The sequence below is a fragment of the Paenibacillus sophorae genome, from assembly GCF_018966525.1.
Taxonomy (GTDB): Bacteria; Bacillota; Bacilli; order Paenibacillales; family Paenibacillaceae; genus Paenibacillus_AQ; species Paenibacillus_AQ sophorae.
In genome coordinates, this window is record NZ_CP076607.1 from 75202 (window position 1) to 91697 (window position 16496).

The 16496-nt window shown below is 54.3% G+C and carries 12 protein-coding genes; 1 reads left to right on the forward strand and 11 read right to left on the reverse strand.

All coding sequences use genetic code 11. The annotated features are described in order from the left end of the window. Window positions 1-25: 25 nt before the first annotated feature. Window positions 26-1165, reverse strand: coding sequence for a sensor histidine kinase (locus tag KP014_RS00415; RefSeq protein WP_051499631.1), 1140 nt, complete (start codon window positions 1163-1165; stop codon window positions 26-28). Between the two features lie 24 nt (window positions 1166-1189). Further along, the gene (locus KP014_RS00420) at window positions 1190-1897 is read right to left on the reverse strand and encodes a response regulator transcription factor (RefSeq protein ID WP_036591623.1); all 708 of its coding nucleotides are present in this window, start codon (window positions 1895-1897) and stop codon (window positions 1190-1192) included. Window positions 1898-2091: 194 nt separating this feature from the next. Here KP014_RS00420 and KP014_RS00425 point away from each other — a divergent pair, with 194 nt between their 5' ends. After that, complete coding sequence (locus KP014_RS00425; protein WP_090833792.1) at window positions 2092-3360, forward strand: molybdopterin-dependent oxidoreductase; 1269 nt, start codon at window positions 2092-2094, stop codon at window positions 3358-3360. Window positions 3361-3535: 175 nt separating this feature from the next. On the opposite strand, the gene KP014_RS00430 is transcribed toward KP014_RS00425, so the two are convergent. The 9 genes from KP014_RS00430 to KP014_RS00470 all read right to left on the reverse strand — a co-directional run bounded on the left by KP014_RS00430 (window position 3536) and on the right by KP014_RS00470 (window position 16428). Next, window positions 3536-4594 carry a hypothetical protein gene (locus KP014_RS00430; RefSeq protein ID WP_175491781.1) on the reverse strand — a complete coding sequence of 353 codons (1059 nt, stop codon included), beginning with the start codon at window positions 4592-4594 and terminating at the stop codon, window positions 3536-3538. A gap of 15 nt (window positions 4595-4609) precedes the next feature. Then, window positions 4610-5842, reverse strand: coding sequence for an ABC transporter permease (locus KP014_RS00435; protein ID WP_036592885.1), 1233 nt, complete (start codon window positions 5840-5842; stop codon window positions 4610-4612). Further along, window positions 5839-6555 (reverse strand): ABC transporter ATP-binding protein, encoded by a 717-nt coding sequence (locus KP014_RS00440; RefSeq protein WP_036592884.1) that lies wholly within the window; start codon window positions 6553-6555, stop codon window positions 5839-5841. Before KP014_RS00440 ends, KP014_RS00435 begins: the two co-directional genes overlap by 4 nt. 12 nt (window positions 6556-6567) lie before the next feature. Further along, window positions 6568-8289: an alkaline phosphatase gene (locus tag KP014_RS00445; protein ID WP_036592883.1), complete on the reverse strand. Its 1722-nt coding sequence runs from the start codon at window positions 8287-8289 to the stop codon at window positions 6568-6570. A gap of 228 nt (window positions 8290-8517) precedes the next feature. Beyond that, window positions 8518-10542: an NAD-dependent DNA ligase LigA gene (gene ligA, locus KP014_RS00450; protein ID WP_036592882.1), complete on the reverse strand. Its 2025-nt coding sequence runs from the start codon at window positions 10540-10542 to the stop codon at window positions 8518-8520. A 130-nt stretch (window positions 10543-10672) separates the two neighbouring features. Next, window positions 10673-13021: a DNA helicase PcrA gene (gene pcrA / locus KP014_RS00455; protein WP_090833793.1), complete on the reverse strand. Its 2349-nt coding sequence runs from the start codon at window positions 13019-13021 to the stop codon at window positions 10673-10675. A gap of 70 nt (window positions 13022-13091) precedes the next feature. Next, on the reverse strand, window positions 13092-13808 hold the full coding sequence (gene pcrB, locus KP014_RS00460; protein ID WP_036604548.1) for a heptaprenylglyceryl phosphate synthase: 717 nt from the start codon (window positions 13806-13808) through the stop codon (window positions 13092-13094). 269 nt (window positions 13809-14077) lie between these two features. Then, window positions 14078-15484: an undecaprenyl-phosphate glucose phosphotransferase gene (locus tag KP014_RS00465; protein ID WP_036604546.1), complete on the reverse strand. Its 1407-nt coding sequence runs from the start codon at window positions 15482-15484 to the stop codon at window positions 14078-14080. Further along, window positions 15481-16428 (reverse strand): glycosyltransferase family 2 protein, encoded by a 948-nt coding sequence (locus tag KP014_RS00470; protein ID WP_051500667.1) that lies wholly within the window; start codon window positions 16426-16428, stop codon window positions 15481-15483. The genes KP014_RS00465 and KP014_RS00470 overlap by 4 nt, the downstream gene beginning before the upstream one ends. Window positions 16429-16496 lie beyond the last annotated feature (68 nt).

Sequence of the window (16496 nt, forward strand, 5' to 3'; positions counted from 1 at the left end):
TCTTAAGAACTGCGAGGGTCTTTTCTTAAGATTTTCTTAATAGTGGTTCAGGCGTCCCTTCCTCGCATAAGGGGAAACGGGTGATAAAATCGGTCCGGCTCATATCGCTTTGCGCGGAAATAATACCGTTGTGACGCTCGATAATCCCTTTGGCAATGGCCAGGCCCAGCCCCGAACCGCCGGTATGCTGCGAACGGGAGCGCTCCGCCCGGTAAAAGCGTTCAAAAATATGCGGCAGATCGCTCTCCGCAATCCGCTCACCGAAATTACGGATTCGCACCACCGCTTCATCGCCTTCCCGGCTGAGTCCGATCTCCACTCTCTTGCCCTCTTTTCCGTAGCGGATCGCATTGATAATCAAATTCTCAAAGGTACGGACCAGCTCATGGGGAGACGCCATTATCCACAGACGGTCGGCGTTATCCTCAATTCGATAAGTCATGCCGGCCTGCTCCAGCGCGGGAACTGATTCCTCCGCCAGTTGGCGCATAAATGCCTTCAAATCAAGCTTTTGCAAAGCCAGCGGCAGTCCTCCACTGTTCACACGGGTATATTCGAACAAGTCGTCAATCAGCTTTTGCAGCACCAATGTTTTCTGATAGGCGATGCTCACATAATAACGCATTTCGGCCTCTTCCCGGCAGCGGTCGCGCTCAATGTATTCCAGAAACCCGAGTATAGAGGTGAGCGGAGTCCGAAGATCATGGGAAACGCCGGTAATCAGGTCGGTTTTCGCATTTTCTGCCCTTCGTTCCTCCTCCAGGGAGCGCTGCAGCCGCTTGGCCATCTCGTTGATATTTTCAGCCAATACCCCCAATTCGTCTCCGGTACGGACCTCGATTCTGTGCGCCATTCCCACTCTGGTCATCTGCTGAATGCCCTGTGTGATTTCCTCCAGGTACACGACAATTTTGCGCGTATAAATAAAAAAGAACAGCAAAAAACTGGCGATTCCCACCGTCGTCAGCAAGGGAACGGAGCCAATGTGGTTAATGATCCACCGGAGAATTCGGCGGTACGGAGCATTCGGAGGGCCTGAGTTCAAATATACCATCGAGTTCACTAACTGGTAGCAAGCCATCAGCAGCCCCGCCGCCGACACACTGCTAAGCATAAAAGCCAGGATAAACTTCCACCGGATGGTAGCGATAAATTTGCCGTTCATACGGGTATCCCGCCTTTCGTCTCTTTAGGATGGACCGTCCAGCTTGTAACCGACTCCCCAGACAGTCTGGATGTAACGAGGACGCTTCGGATCGAGCTCGATTTTCTCCCGGATATTGCGAATATGCACCATGACCGTGTTTCCCCCGTCAAGAAAAGGCTCATTCCACAGGCTGCGATAAATCTGCTCCATGCTCAGCACTTGACCCTGATGACGGGCCAGCAGCTCCAGAATGGCGAACTCCCGGGGTGTCAGCTTAACCTTGCGGCCATCCACGCTGACTTCATGCTTCGCTGTGTCGATAAGCAAATCCTCGAACTGAAGCTCATGATCGCTTTTGCGGGCGGGAAGATCCCTGTTCCATTTATGGTAGCGGCGAAGCTGAGATTTGGCCCGGGCCACAATTTCCAGCGGATTAAACGGCTTGCCGACATAATCGTCCGCGCCGAGGCTGAGACCTGTAATTTTGTCCATGTCGGTATTTTTAGCGGACAGCATAATAATCGGCATATTCCGGTCCTCGCGAATTTTCAGGCATGCGGCAATCCCGTCCATCCGCGGCATCATAACATCCAGAATAATCAGATCCACATCCTCTTGTTCCAGACATTCCAATGCCTCCAGGCCGTTATAGGCTTTTAGCAGCCGATAGCCCTCATTGTTAAAATAAATCTCAAGCAGTTCCACAATTTCTTTCTCGTCATCTACCAGCAATATCGTATCCTGCTTCACAGCGGACAGCCTCCTCTTGTGCTATAAGCATTACCCTCTTCATCTTACCAGAAAATGTCCATTCCAGAAGTACAATCGTTGGGGGAGGATGACCCCTGTAGATCTGTGTTCAAGTATTATCAACGACTGCCTTTTGCGTTACAATTAATTAAAACTTGAAATATCATCTGTTCAAAAGGACAGGAGGAAGCACAATGCTAAAACAATCGCTGGCGCGCGTTCGGAAAGGCTACGGGAAAAAGCTAGTCTCCATTCATGCATGGAATGCCTGGCTTGTGCTGTTCTTGGCTATAAGCGGTTTGATGCTCCTGGGCGCATTTTGGCGGGAATGGCTGGGGGAAGGCAGAGTCTGGCTAAAATGGGGGCATACCCTGGCCGGGCTGGCCCTGCTCGCTCCGGTGATCTATTACCTGCTGCTGGCGGCCAAGCATTGGAAACGACTGAAGGGGAAGACGGCGCAAAAAGCCAATGTCATCACGGTGCTCACGCTGCTGTTCGGCTGGATTGTGTCAGGGATTGTGCTTTGGCAGTATAAAGCCTTCGGTCCTCGGGCGGCCAATGCCGCGCTGCTGGCGCATGATCTTTTCACCTGGATTGGACTGCCGATTATTATTTACCATTCGATTACCCGCACCCGCTGGCTTAAAGAACCGGACAAACGGTCGATTCGCCCGGAGCAAGAAACCAAAGACACAGCAGTTTCCAATGGAACGGAAAAAGGGCTCCAGCATCCCCAGCCTATTTACACGCGGCGCGGATTTCTTAAAGCTGCCGTCGGCGCAGGGCTGGCGGTCACGCTCGGGCCTACTTTCGTCCGCTGGATGGGTCGGTCGCTGCAGCTGCCTTCAGCGGGAGAGTCAACGGTGGCCAATGCCAACCGGCTCCTGCCCGACCCTATTCCGCTGCCGCAGTCTTCCCCGCCGATCGGCGGAGGCGCTGAAGGGCATTTCCGCATCTATACGGTGACGGACATCCCTTCCTTCGACAATTCCAATTGGTTTTTTAAGGTCGACGGTCTGGTGGACAATAAGCTGAGCTGGAACTGGGAGCAGTTCGTCAAGCTTCAGCGGGAGGTTCAGGTGAGCGATTTTCACTGCATCACAGGCTGGTCGGTCTATAAAAATACATGGGAGGGAATCCCGCTTGCGAAGCTTATGGACATGGCTGATGTGCAGAGTACAGCCACAAGCGTCAAATTTTATTCCGGAGACGGCGTTTACACCGACTCGCTTACCCTGGAGCAAGCGCGTATGGACGATGTGCTAGTCGCCGTTATGCACGACGGCAAGCCCATTTCCAATGAGCTGGGCGGTCCCGTGCGGCTTATCGTTCCGCAAATGTATGCCTACAAATCGGTGAAATGGCTCAATCGCATTGAACTGATCGAAGGCGACCATGTCGGCTACTGGGAACAACGGGGATACGATGTCGACGCCTGGCTGCCGGGGAAAGAGAAAATATAACAAGAAGAAACGCCTGACGCCGTCTGCAGGTACGTTTCTCGTAAAAATATAAGACCAAACGATAGGCGCGAAGCTTATAAAGTCTTATATTTCAAAAAAGGCTTGTCCGCAAGAAAGATCTCTCTCCCCGGACAAGCCTCCATTTAGAACCAGTGCTACTCCTTTAGAACCAGTGCTACTCCTTGATTTCCTCAAAGGATGCGTCGTACAGCCGGAACATGGTCTTGTATCCCGACTCGTCGATCTTAATCCCCACCTCAAGCCGTCCCGTCACCTGCAGCGGACCCGATTTATGCCTCAGCTTAATATCGTCCGGCACAAATACAATCATAATCTTGTTCCAGTACGTTTCGTCCCCGTTGTCAAAAGGACATTCGGCTCCAGGCTGAGGGATCAGCAGGAACCAGTGCTTTTCGAAGGAAAGCACCTCGCCCATAAAGCCTTTGATGGTCACTTTGCTTTTGCTCTCGCTGAGGTCCCAGAAACGCTCCGACGGCCGGGTCTGGTCGCCCCCGTCAAAAAATTCCGACCAGCCGATCTTTACCGTGCCTGACGGGTTCCCGTCATCCGAGCTTTTGGCCGCCGTCTCTCCTCCAGCATTCGGCGGAGCAACAGAAGCTGCTACCTCCGTCTTGCTGCCGTTGTCAGCATAAGCTGACGGCGAAGGCGAAGCAGAGACCGGCTTACGCGTAGGAGAAGGAGCGGCGGAAGCAGACGCTTTCCGGTTAGAACCGGATGGCTTGGCCTCGGCGCTTTGGGCGGGAAGAACCGCAGGCTTGGAGCTGGCAATTGCCTTCTGCCCTCCAGAAGAAGGCGTTGCTTTGGCCGATTTTGTCTCTGAAGCCGAAGCTTCGGCCTTAGGGATCGGCGTTGGCTTCGTATCCGGCGAAGCCAATGCAGATGACGCCGGAGATGGTGCTGCAGAGCCGGTAACGGCGGTAATGGAGCCCGGGGACGGTTCGGCAGACGGGATAGCGGCAGTGGCGGCACCCGGAGAAGGAGAAGCGGCCGGGGAAACTTCAGGCGAAGAAGAATCCCCGCCAGCAGCAGAATCTCCGGCTGCCTTCCTATCCTCATTTACCTGGGAATTATCTTGTTCTTCAGCAGATACCGAGGTGTTCTGAACCGACGAAAACGAAGACGCCGACGTCTCTTGCCCATCCTTGCCGCATGCGGACAGCAATAGGGTAAGGCATACAGCCGCGGCGGTCAGAAACTTTTGTCTTGTCTTCATAAGGCAGCCTACCTCCTAAGATTTAAACAAAGCGAGCGGGTGAAGCCGGTACATCCGGAAGGCGGGAATCAGCGAGGCGAGCAGCCCAATTGCAATCGTTCCCGCGGCAATCCAGCCGTGTTCGGCGTTCCACAAATAAGGGTCTATTCGGACTCCCGCTTTGGCAAAGAGTACTTCCTTAAACAGCAGTGCGGCTAAATGTCCCGCAAGAAAACCCGCGGCCAGACCCGTCAGCGTCAGGATCAGACCTTCACTAATAAGCGTCATCCATACATAGCTCTTCGGCTTGCCCAACAGCCGCAGCAGACCGGCATCTTTGGTGCGCTCTCCGGCGGCGGCGATCAAGGACAGCAGAATCGTAATCGCAGCAAGAAGCACACACAGACCGGCCAATATTTCGACAAGCCGGGAACCTTGATCGACCGCGTTCACTACATCAGACACGGCCTTGCTTGTATAAGCAGCCTGAACTCCGCCGTTACCATCAAGCGTCTGCTTCAGATTATGCGCACCAAGGAGAGTTGACGGCTTGACCAGAACGGCCGTGATCTCGCGGTCTTCCCCTTGAAGCTCATGAACCGCCCAAGCATAATCGACGGTAGTGAACACCGCTCTGTCATCCGGTGTGTTTAGCGTGGGCAGAATACCAGTCACCGTATATAAAAAACCTTCATGCGAATGTTCTTCCGTTTCCCCTTCACCGGCGTGGCCCCCGGTCTCCTCTTCGCCGGAATGTTGCCCTTCTTCCTCCACAAGTCCATGGGCCCCCGTGAACGTATCACCCACATGCAGACCGAGAGTTTGGGCAACATGCGATCCGACAACCGCTTCTCCCATCTTCGTATACAGCGCGCCTTCTTTCAGCGTGCGGTCGCCGTACCGTGTCAGAAAATACTCCGGATCGATGCCGACTACCGGAAATCCGTTGTAATTATCCCCGGTCGTCATAGCATACGCCTTGTCCACGCCCGAATCGCGCCGCGCCTCTTCCAGCACGTTCGCCGGAATGTTCCCGGTAGGCGCACCAATATGATAGAAAGTATTCAGCACTAGCTGTGTTTCGCTGCCCTGTGCGCCAATGACGAGATCGAATGGACCGTATCCCTTTTCCGCCCCCTGTTCGACGCTGTCCCGGAAAAGCGAGAACAGGACGATAAAAGCGACGGTCGCCCCGATCGCGCAGACGGTAAGAAAAGAGAGAAAAAGCCGATGGCGGATATTGCGCAGCGACAATGAAAAAAGATTCATCCGTTGCTTACCTCCTGTGCGCCGCCCCTTCCGGCTTGATGCTCAGTATGCTTCCGAACACGGTTCAGCTCCCTTATATCCAGACATTTCGGAAAGCGTTCCGCCATGTTCAGGTCATGCGTGACGACAATCAGGGTCTGCTGCCCGGAAGAGCTCAGATCGAGCAGAAGCCGCGAAATTTCATCGGCGGTCTCCCAGTCCAGACTGCCGGTGGGCTCATCCGCAAGCAAGAGCGGCGGATTGTTCACAAGTGCGCGGACAATCGCCACCCGCTGCTGCTGACCCCGGGATAGCTGGGAAGGCATATGCTTCGCCCGGTCCGCCAGGCCTACTCTCTCAAGCCACTCAGAGATGAGCGTCTTCCTCCGCTTCGCCGGCATGCTGGCGCCCATTGCGATTTCGATATTCTGACTGGCGGTAAGAGATGGAATCAGATGGAAATCCTGCAGCACATAACCGATGTGCAGTGAACGAAGCCGATCCCGCTGTGCCTCCGTCATGGTGTGCAGCGGCTGACCCTCCAAGTGAATCTCACCCTTGTCCGGCACCGCAATTCCGCTGATTAAATGGAGCAACGTGCTTTTACCGGACCCACTGGGTCCGGTAATTGCCACCTTTTCACCTTTTTCCACCTGCCAAGCGGGAATATCCAGAATCGGCAGACTGCGTCCGTCAATTCGGAAGCTTTTGTTCAGGCCGAAAATTTGCAGCATGCTTGCTCCCCCTTAACGCAGGACAATCCGTTCGGAGAGCGAATCCCATTTCAGATTTTTGCCGGTTAACTGGCTGAAAGCGGACAGCGGAAGATATACGGTTCCGTTATCGTTATCTACCGTGAAAGAGACAGCCTTGCCGTTCAGAGTAGCTGTCAGAGCCGACATGTTGATATTCAGCGTGTTTTTGCCAAAAGCGGCCTTCGAGACGGATGATCCGCTGCTGTAGCTTCCTCCAAGGGCCTTAATCAGCGATGCTACAGGATACAGCACTTCATTCTCGCGATTGATTTTGAATTTCGGATATACATATTTCGATTGAAGCTCAGAGGATCTCTTGTCCAGATTGACCCCTACAATGGCTGCCGAAGCTCTGGCGATCTGGGTATTATCCACTTGGCCTTTCACTTTATTGGCGATTGGACCGTATGCCCATATTCCAACATCAACGGCGGAATGTCCGTGTCCGGACCAGCCAACGAGCAGTCTTTTGGAGATAACGGCATTGTAGGCGCCCTCCTGCTTGTAAGAGGAACCATCGCCTGCCAGGATTGCTTGCACCTCTTCGTCAGTCAGATCGGTAAAGCCGGTATTTTCCGCCACAATGCTGCGGATTTCCTCAGGAGTCTTGGCCTCGGCAAGCTTGCTGGCAATGGATTCCGAAGAATGCTTCTGCTTGTCCCACAGGTCGATATTCAGCTCATAGATGTTGTCGCGCGACAGGGACAAGCCGCCGGTTTCATGGTCCGCGGTCACGACTACGGATGTATTGCCGTCTTTCTTGGCGAACTCGATCGCGGTCTTAAAGGCAGCGTCGAAATCGAGTGTCTCCTGGATAAGCGTCGGAAAATCGTTGGCATGTCCGGCATGGTCGATCCGGCCGCCTTCGATCATCATGACAAAACCGTCCTTATCCTTGGACAAAATCTTCAATGCGGATGACGTCATTGCCGCCAAGCTTGGAATCTCAGCGGTACGGTCCGGGGTATAGGCGACATGGGAGCTGCCGAACAGACCCAGCGCTTTGGTGGTGGAAGCCGGAAGAGCCTTCAGCGCGCTCGTGTTCTCGACAACGGTATACCCTTTCGCTTTGAAATCAGGCAGGATATTTTTATCGGTCCGCTTGCCTTTCTCATCCTTTGTCACAAAAAATTGCTTGCCCCCGCCGAACAGCACGTCCACGCCGCTATCCAGGTACTGGGAGGCAATGGCCGCTTCGTTATCCCGGTTGCGGACATGCGACGCATATACGGCAGGCGTCGCATGGGTAATCCGCGCGGTGGTTACGAGACCTGTCGCTTTGTCGCTGCTTACCGCCGCTTCAATAACGGAGGCGAAAGGCTTGGACGCATCTTCATTGGATACGCTGATGCCCGCATTGTATGTCTTATGGCCTGTGGCAAAAGCCGTTCCCGCGGAAGCGGAGTCCGTTACGACACCCGACACCACTTTGCCGCCGTCTTCGCCGCGATCCGCATATGTTGTGGCTTGTCCCACATAATAAGGGTCGAGATTAAGATGCTTGACTCCTTTTTTATACTGTTCATAATAACGCGTCGCCGAGATTTGCGCGGGTCCCATGCCGTCGCCAATCAGGACGATCAGATTCTTCGACGGGGCTTTTGCGGCCGCTTGTGTCTTGGAAGAACCTTTCGCCGCGTAGGCAAAACTTCCTGCGGAAAGGACAAGGCAGGCCAAACCGCCGATTGCAACTTTCTTCAGACCTTTGTTCATTTTTTTATTTACCCTCCCAGTAGTAAGTGATCAAACCTAGTCTAAGGGGAGAGTATTCGCTCCATGTAAAAGTATAGGCAGACTTGGATTAATTTTTATGAAAATAGCCTGTTTTTCTTACTTCAGTTGATCCGGGAAACGGCAAAAAGGGGGATGTCCCCAAAGTCTCGTTAATGACTTTGGGGTGCATCCCCTAGCATAATTTTCATGGTAAAAATCCCCTGAATGTCAGGACGGCGCTCCGCCATCCAGCAGCCGGATCAGCTCGGTCTCATCGTCGATGACCGGAATTCCGAGCTGCTGCGCTTTGGCCAGCTTGCTGCCGGCTTTCTCTCCGGCAATGACAAGATCGGTCTTCTTCGAGACACTGCCGGTCACTTTGGCGCCCAGCGCTTCCAGTCTCTCCGCCGCTTCCTCACGGGTCAACTGCTGCAGCGATCCGGTAAGCACCACTGTTTTGCCGCTGAAGAAGGAATCGCTTGCGACCGGAGCCGGCGCTTCCGGCGCCTGGGCCTGAACGCCCAAATCAAGCAGGCGGCGGATGCCATTAACGACGAACGGATCGGCAAAAAAGGAAACGATGCTCTCAGCCACAATGCCGCCGATATCGGGCAGCGCCGAGAGCTCCTCCGCGCTCGCCGTCATAACGGCGTTCAGATCGCGGAAATGGTCGGCCAGCATCCTGGTCGTCGCCTTGCCAGTATTCGGGATGCCCAGCGCGTACAGGAAGGATGCAAGTTCCCGCCCCTTGCTCTCTTCGAGCGCCTGAAGAAGATTGGTAGCCTTTTTCTCGCCGAACCTCTCCAGCTTCACCAGCTGCTCCAGCGTCAGCTCATAGAGATCCGCGGGCTCGCGGACGTTAAGCTCCTCGTACAGCTGCCCCGCCGTCTTGTCGCTGAAGGTTTCGATGTCCATCGCGTCCCTGGAGGAATAATGGGTAATCCGCGCAACGATCTGCGGCTTGCAGTTCAGCTTATTGTTGCAGAACAGATGCGCTCCCCGTATTTCCAGCGGTGAACCGCAAGCCGGGCATTGCTCGGGATAAATGATCTCCCCGCCGTCCTTCTCTTCGGTCACCTTCCCTAGAATTTCCGGTATGACGTCATTGGAACGGCGGATGAAGACACGCGTCCCGAGCGCATGCTTCAGATTCTTCCGCTCAATGTCGCCGATATTGTTAAGCGTACAGTTCTGAACGGTAACACCGGCCAGCTCTACCGGCTCGACCCGGGCCAGTGGCGTCACTTTGCCGGTCCGGCCCACATTCCAGATGACCGATTCCAGAATGGTGGTCGTCTCCTCCGCTTCGAACTTGTAGGCGACCGCCCAGCGGGGGAACTTGTCCGTATAACCGAGCACTTCGCGAATACGGAAATCGGTAATTTTGATGACCACGCCGTCGATCAGGTAGTCCAGCTTGGAGCGGCCCTCCTCAATTTCGGCCAACTGCTCCGACACTTCGTCGAAGTTGTCGAAGTAGGCCAGATAAGGATTGACCTTGAACTGATTGTCGCGTAAGAACTGCATCATTTCCTGGTGGTCATGGAATTCTACGCCTTCCGAGTAGCCGACATTGTAGAAAAAGGCATTCAGTCTCCGCTCCGCCGTCAGCTTCGGATTCAGGTTGCGCAGTGCTCCGGCCGCGCCGTTGCGCGCATTCTTCAGCGGTTCTGCCGCCTTCTTGTTGTAGTCCGCGAGCACCGACAAATTCATGATGCCCTCGCCCTGCACCTCAATGACGCCTTCCTTGAACGGTATCGTCAGCGGAACGGATTTGATCGTCTTTACCTGCGCCAGAATACCTTCGCCCGTAACGCCGTTGCCCCGCGTGGAAGCCTGAACCAGCCTCCCGTCACGGTAAGTCAGGTTCAGCGTCAGACCGTCGAATTTCAGCTCCACGGCATAGCGGGGCTCCGGAAGAGGCTGCTCGGGATTCTTGCTGTTATAGTCATTTACCAGCCGAAGAACCCGGGCGTTCCAACTGCGGAGCTGTTCAATATTCTGCGCTTTGTCGAGGCTCCACAGCGGTGCGAGGTGCCGGTGCGGGACAAAGCCCTTCAGCAGGTCGCCGCCGACGCGCTGGGTCGGCGAATCGGGCAGTATGAAGCCGCTCTCCGCCTCAAGGGAGGCGAGCTTGTCGTACAGGGCGTCGTATTCCTTGTCGCTGATGAGCGGCGCATCCAGCGTATAGTAATGATAGTTATATTTATTCAGCTCCGCCACAAGCTCTTCCATCGTATGCATTGCATCCATGCTTGAGACATCCCTCCGCCATACCAAATAGTTTCCTTATTCTTCAGCCTGATCCAAAAGCCGGTTCTTTAATCGCCGGGCGGCGGCTCGCATGCTCTATGCCGGAGCCGTACCATCCACAGCCGAACCCTTACTCCACCTTGGTGATCGGCGCAAATCCGGCAAGCAGCCGTTTCACGCCCACCGGCGCAGGGAAAGCGATCTGCAGCTCCATGTCGTTGCCGCTGCCTTTCACGGCGACAATGGTGCCGACGCCCCATTTGCCGTGCGAGACCTTGTCGCCCGCCTTGAAATCGGCGGACGCTCCTCCACTCGCCGGGCGGGCCGCAGCCCCGCCCGAGGTCACGGTCACGCGGCTGCGGCCCGCCGCCGCGGACGCCGAAGCGCCGCCATAGCCTGCAGCGGCGCCCGGCGATGAGGCGGCGGCTCCGCCCCGTCCGCCGCCGAAATTGCTGCGGCCGCCTGCGCCGAAGCCGCGGCCGCCATAGGCTCCTCCCGCCTCGCTGCCCCGGCGGAAGCGGTCGTGGGTCATGACGGTGTCTTCCTTGAGTTCCTCCGGAATCTCGTCCAGGAAGCGGGACGGCGGGTTGGCCGTCGTCCGCCCGAACAGCGTGCGCGCCCGCGCGCAGGAGAGGAACAGCTGCTTCTCGGCGCGGGTAATGCCCACATACGCCAGCCGCCGCTCTTCTTCCAGCTCATCATTGTCCTGGAAGGCGCGGCTGTGCGGGAATACCCCTTCTTCCATGCCGACGATGAACACGACCGAAAACTCCAGCCCCTTCGCGCTGTGCATCGTCATAAGCACAACAGCGTCGCTGCGGTCTTCGTCCGCATCGTTCATACTGTCGATGTCGGCGATCAGGGCAAGATCAGTCAGGAAGGACACGAGCGATTTGTCCTCATTATTTTTCTCAAACTCCATCGTTACCGACAAGAACTCGTCGATATTCTCCAAGCGGGAGCGTGATTCGATCGTGTTCTCCTTCTGCAGTTCCAGCTTGTACTGCGACATTTCCAGCACCTTCTCCGTCAGCTCCGTCACTGATAGAAATTCCACCATCCGGTGGAGCGCCAGAATCATGTCGTAGAACTCGACCAGCCCGTTCCGCGTCCGTCCGGCAAATCCCAGGTCGTCCACCGTTTCCAGCACGCGGAAGATGGAGACGCCCCGGGATGCCGCCGCGTCGGCAAGCTTGGCGACCGTCGTGTCGCCGAGTCCTCTTTTGGGAACATTGATCACCCGGGTCAGGCTGATATCGTCGTCGGGATTGGACAGCAGCCGCAGGTAAGCGAGCAGGTCCTTGATTTCTTTGCGGTCGTAGAACTTAATGCCCCCGACAATTTGGTAAGGAATATCCGATTTAATGAGAATTTCCTCTATCACCCGCGACTGCGCGTTGGTCCGGTACAGAATCGCATGATCCTGGTACGACTTTCCTTTTTTCACATTCTTGCTGATTTCTCCGGATACAAAATAGCCCTCGTCATGCTCGGAATCGGCCCGGTACACCTTGATCTTCGGCCCTTCCTCCGAATCCGTCCACAGCTTCTTCGGCTTGCGTCCGGTATTCAGCGCGATAACACCGTTGGCGGCGTTCAGAATGTTCGAGGTCGAGCGGTAGTTCTGCTCTAGCAAAATGACTTTGGCTTCCGGGTAGTCTTCCTCAAAGTTGAGAATGTTGGTGATGTCGGCGCCGCGCCAGCGGTAGATCGACTGGTCGCTGTCGCCCACGACGCAAATATTGTGATGGCTGTCAGCCAGCATGCGGCAGAGCATGTACTGCGCCCGGTTCGTATCCTGATATTCGTCCACATGAATGTACTTAAATTTCCGCTGGTAGAAATCCAGCACCTCAGGCACTTCCTTGAACAGCTGGATCGTCGTCATGATCAGATCGTCGAAATCGAGCGAGTTGTTACTTTTGAGCTTTTTTTGGTACATTGTGTATATTTTGGCAACGAGTCCTTCAAAATAATCCCCGATCTTCATCTCGTACTGAGCAGGCGTCACCAGTTCGTTCTTGGCTGTGCTGATCATCGACTGCACCGCCTTCGGCTCGAACTTCTTCGTGTCGATATTCAGTTCCTTCATGCAAGCGCGGATAACGGAAAGCTGGTCCGTAGAATCCAGAATCGAGAAATTGGATGTAAACCCGATCCGTTCTATATCCTTCCGCAGGATCCGGACGCACATGGAGTGGAACGTCGATACCCAAATATCACGGCCTTCCGGGCCTACGAGCTTGGACACCCGTTCCTGCATTTCTCTTGCCGCCTTGTTCGTGAATGTAATGGCAAGAATCGCCCAAGGCGGAGCCTTTCGATTGGCAATCAGCCAGGCGATACGGTGGGTCAGCACCCTTGTCTTGCCGCTCCCCGCTCCGGCCATGATAAGCAGCGGACCGTCGGTCGCCTCGACCGCCTGGCGCTGGGGAGGATTGAGCCGGCTTACGGCATCTTGTATGTTAACAGATTGCATGTAGGGCATGCCCCTTTCCAATAGCTTAAATCGCTTATTTCATTGAGTGGTTCTGAACAGAACCACTACATTATTCACTAGATAGCAGCGTCTGTTTAACCGCCTTGACTGTCGATAGGGCCCGCCCAATATCGGTATAAATGATGTTGCCCACGACGACTGTATCGGCAAGAGAGGCCGCAAGCTTCGCTTGATCCGGTCCGGTAACTCCACCGCCGTAGAAGAGACGCGCATGGCCTACGGCTTCACGCACGGCTTTCATTGTCTCCACATCTCCAAAGCTGCCGCTGTATTCCAGATAGACGATGGGCAGCGTCATGAGCTTATCGGCAATATGCGCATAAGCGGCCGCTCCGTCTGCTGACAACCCCGTGTCCGCACCGGTCAGACGGGCCACGGCGGAACTTTCGTTCAGCACAATATAACCCTCGGTCAGCAGCAGCTCCCAGGGGATAAAATCGCCGTAGCGCTCGACGGCTCTTCGGTGGTGGCCGATAATCCATGCCGGATCGGATGCATTCAGCACCATCGGAATCATATAGGCGTCAAAGCCGGGCACGACGGCGGACAGATCGGATACCTCCAAGATGCACGGTACACCGTACTGCTGTATTCCGGACATCAGGCGGGCGGTATTGTCATAGGTGATGCCTGTAGAGCCACCTACCATAATCGCATCCGTTCCAGACTGACAAACCGCCCTTAGGTCTTCTTCGCTAATCGCGCGGTCCGGGTCCAGCTTGAATACATGGCGCCAGGTCTCAATCATTTGTCGTACCACAGTCATAATCTTTCATCCTTATTCGGTTTAAATGAATTGGCCGCTCTTCAGCAGCCGCGCTTATTGCTTCTTATATGTTAAAATAGCCGGACTGGGCGTGTCAATTTAAAGAAGCAGAAAATACGAACATTTTTTCGCTTTTTTTCCGTCACACAGGATATGGGCGCGTTCTGCTTCATGTATAGCATTCCTTTGGCAGCCGGTGTGAAAAAATAATTCCCCGCCCCGCCTTGTAAGCGGCGGAAGCGGGGAAAGAGATGTATGATAGCCTCAGGTTAGTATGCATTTTTATTGATGAAGCCGTTGCGGATCGTTTTGAAAATAATCCGGATATCAAATAGCAGCGACCAGTTCTCGATATAGAAAATATCATGCTTGATCCGGTCCTCAATCGAGGTGTCGCCGCGCAGGCCGTTGCTCTGCGCCCAGCCGGTAATTCCGGGACGCACATGGTGCTTGACCATATATTTCGGAATTTCTCCCTTGAACTGCTCCACGTAATAGGGGCGTTCCGGACGTGGACCGACCACGCTCATATGGCCCATCAGCACGTTGAAGAACTGCGGAAGCTCATCTAGGCTCGTCTTGCGGATAAACGACCCAAACCGGGTGCGGCGCGGATCATGCTCCGTACTCCAGCCCGTATCCTCCTCGTTGTCCCGCTGCATTTTCATCGAGCGGAATTTGTACATCATGAACGTCCGGCGGTTAAGTCCCACCCGCTCCTGCCGGAAAATCACCGGTCCCGGCGAAGTCAGCTTCACTCCAAGCGCCACAATCAGCATAATTGGACCCATCACTACAATGGCGAATAGCGAGAATATAATATCGAACAACCGCTTGGCCATCCGGTTAGCCGTCATGTCCAGCGGGATGTCGCGCACATTGATCATCGGCAGCCCGGCAAAATTATCGAAGTACGGACGCGCAGGCAGATAATCGAAGAAATCCGGAATGATCAGCGTGCGGACCCCGGCTTTTTCACAGGTCGCGATAATGGCGGGAAACTTATGATGCACATCGAGCGGCAGAGCGAGAACCACCTCGTCGATCAGCATCGTCTCCAGCATAGCCGGCAGCTCGTCGAGCTTGCCGAGAATCGGCTTGTAGCGCTGGGAGTCGAGGGTATCCCAACTTTGGTAATCATCCAGAAACCCGATAATCTCATAACCGAGCTCGGGGTACTGGGCGAGATTATCGTAAATTCTTCTGCCCAGCGTACCCGCCCCGAGAATGAGCACAAACTGGCGGTTGAACCCTTTTTCCCGGAAAGACTTCAGCATCTTCTTCAGCACATACCGGTACAGCATGGTTGAGAGCATAATCGTGCCGATATATATAGTCAAATACTGACGGGAAATATCGATTTCTCTTACAAAATACATCAGGCCAAGCAGGATGAAGATACCCATTACATGCACTTGGAAAATCTTCAGGAACTCATCGGCAAACCGCTTCTTCCGTTTGGGCATATACAGCGTGAGCAGGATACCGATCAGCACGGCGATTGTGCCATAAATCAAGCTCCAGTAAGCATACGATTCCACCGGCATATGATTTTCGTAAGGCATCCAGTCACTCTTGAACTTGAGCCACCAGGAGAACAGAAAGGCAGCCTGAATGATAATAAAGTCGGCGACCATATAAAGCTGTGTCAAAAACCGCTGATTGCGGCGGATCATAATCTCACCTCGGCATTCGATTCGGAACGCGCTCCGGCTTCGCCCGCAGCAGAGAGGCTCGGCACAGGCACTTGCTTCCGCCGTCCCAACGTCAGAGCATTGCGTACAAGGACTGCGGCAAGCTTAACGCCTACCCCTACGTATACGGCCCCATTTACCAGAAAAGAATACTGTTTGCTGTAATGCTTACGGTGAAAGACAATCATGGCGCGGTGAAATTCATAAATGATCTTAGGCGGTCTTCGCCGTGCGCTGCCGCCCTTCAGATGCACGATAAAAGCTTGGGGATAATAGTAAATCTTCCAGCCCGCTTCCTTGATCCGGTAACACCAATCGAGATCTTCGCCATACATAAAAAAGGTCTCATCCAATCCGCCGACCTGCTCGATCGTCTCCCGCCTTACCAGCATGAACGCGCCGACCAGACAGTCGACCTCATATTCCTTGTCAGGGTCAAGATATCCCAATTGGTATCCATTGAACCGCGGGTTGTCGGGAAACAGTCTGCTGAATCCAAATGCATAATAGAAGGAGGCCGCTGGGGTCGGAAATCCGCGTTTGCATGCCTTATCCAGACTTCCATCCGGCAAAATCACCTTGCAGCCCGAAGCCCCGAGCTCCGGCCGCCAGTCCATCAAGGAAATCATCGTCTCCAGCGTGTTTCGCTGCACCACCGTATCCGAATTCAGCAGCAGCACATAGCGTCCTGAGGCAATCTCCATCCCCTGGTTATTAGCCCGCGCGAATCCGGTATTCTCCTGGTTGGCTATCAGCTTTACTTGCGGGAACCGCTCCCGGATGACTTCTACCAAGTCGTCAGAAGAATGGTTGTCGATCACAATGATTTCATAGGTATACTGCGTTTCCGAGTCATACACCGACAGCAGACAGTCTACCGTCAAGCGGCACGTATTGTAATTTACAATGATGATGCTGACATCGATATTCACTTTTGTTTACGCTCCAGACAAAAATAGTAATCTATCGACAATATTATAGCATAAAACCGCGC

What these genes read in the sequence shown, in the direction of transcription:
- KP014_RS00415 (WP_051499631.1), bottom strand. Translation starts at nt 1,165, where the DNA reads ATGAACGGCAAATTTATCGCTACCATCCGGTGGAAGTTTATCCTGGCT.
- KP014_RS00425 (WP_090833792.1), top strand. Translation starts at nt 2,092, where the DNA reads ATGCTAAAACAATCGCTGGCGCGCGTTCGGAAAGGCTACGGGAAAAAG.
- KP014_RS00430 (WP_175491781.1), bottom strand. Translation starts at nt 4,594, where the DNA reads ATGAAGACAAGACAAAAGTTTCTGACCGCCGCGGCTGTATGCCTTACC.
- KP014_RS00435 (WP_036592885.1), bottom strand. Translation starts at nt 5,842, where the DNA reads ATGAATCTTTTTTCATTGTCGCTGCGCAATATCCGCCATCGGCTTTTT.
- KP014_RS00440 (WP_036592884.1), bottom strand. Translation starts at nt 6,555, where the DNA reads ATGCTGCAAATTTTCGGCCTGAACAAAAGCTTCCGAATTGACGGACGC.
- KP014_RS00445 (WP_036592883.1), bottom strand. Translation starts at nt 8,289, where the DNA reads ATGAACAAAGGTCTGAAGAAAGTTGCAATCGGCGGTTTGGCCTGCCTT.
- ligA (WP_036592882.1), bottom strand. Translation starts at nt 10,542, where the DNA reads ATGGATGCAATGCATACGATGGAAGAGCTTGTGGCGGAGCTGAATAAA.
- pcrA (WP_090833793.1), bottom strand. Translation starts at nt 13,021, where the DNA reads ATGCAATCTGTTAACATACAAGATGCCGTAAGCCGGCTCAATCCTCCC.
- pcrB (WP_036604548.1), bottom strand. Translation starts at nt 13,808, where the DNA reads ATGACTGTGGTACGACAAATGATTGAGACCTGGCGCCATGTATTCAAG.
- KP014_RS00465 (WP_036604546.1), bottom strand. Translation starts at nt 15,484, where the DNA reads ATGATCCGCCGCAATCAGCGGTTTTTGACACAGCTTTATATGGTCGCC.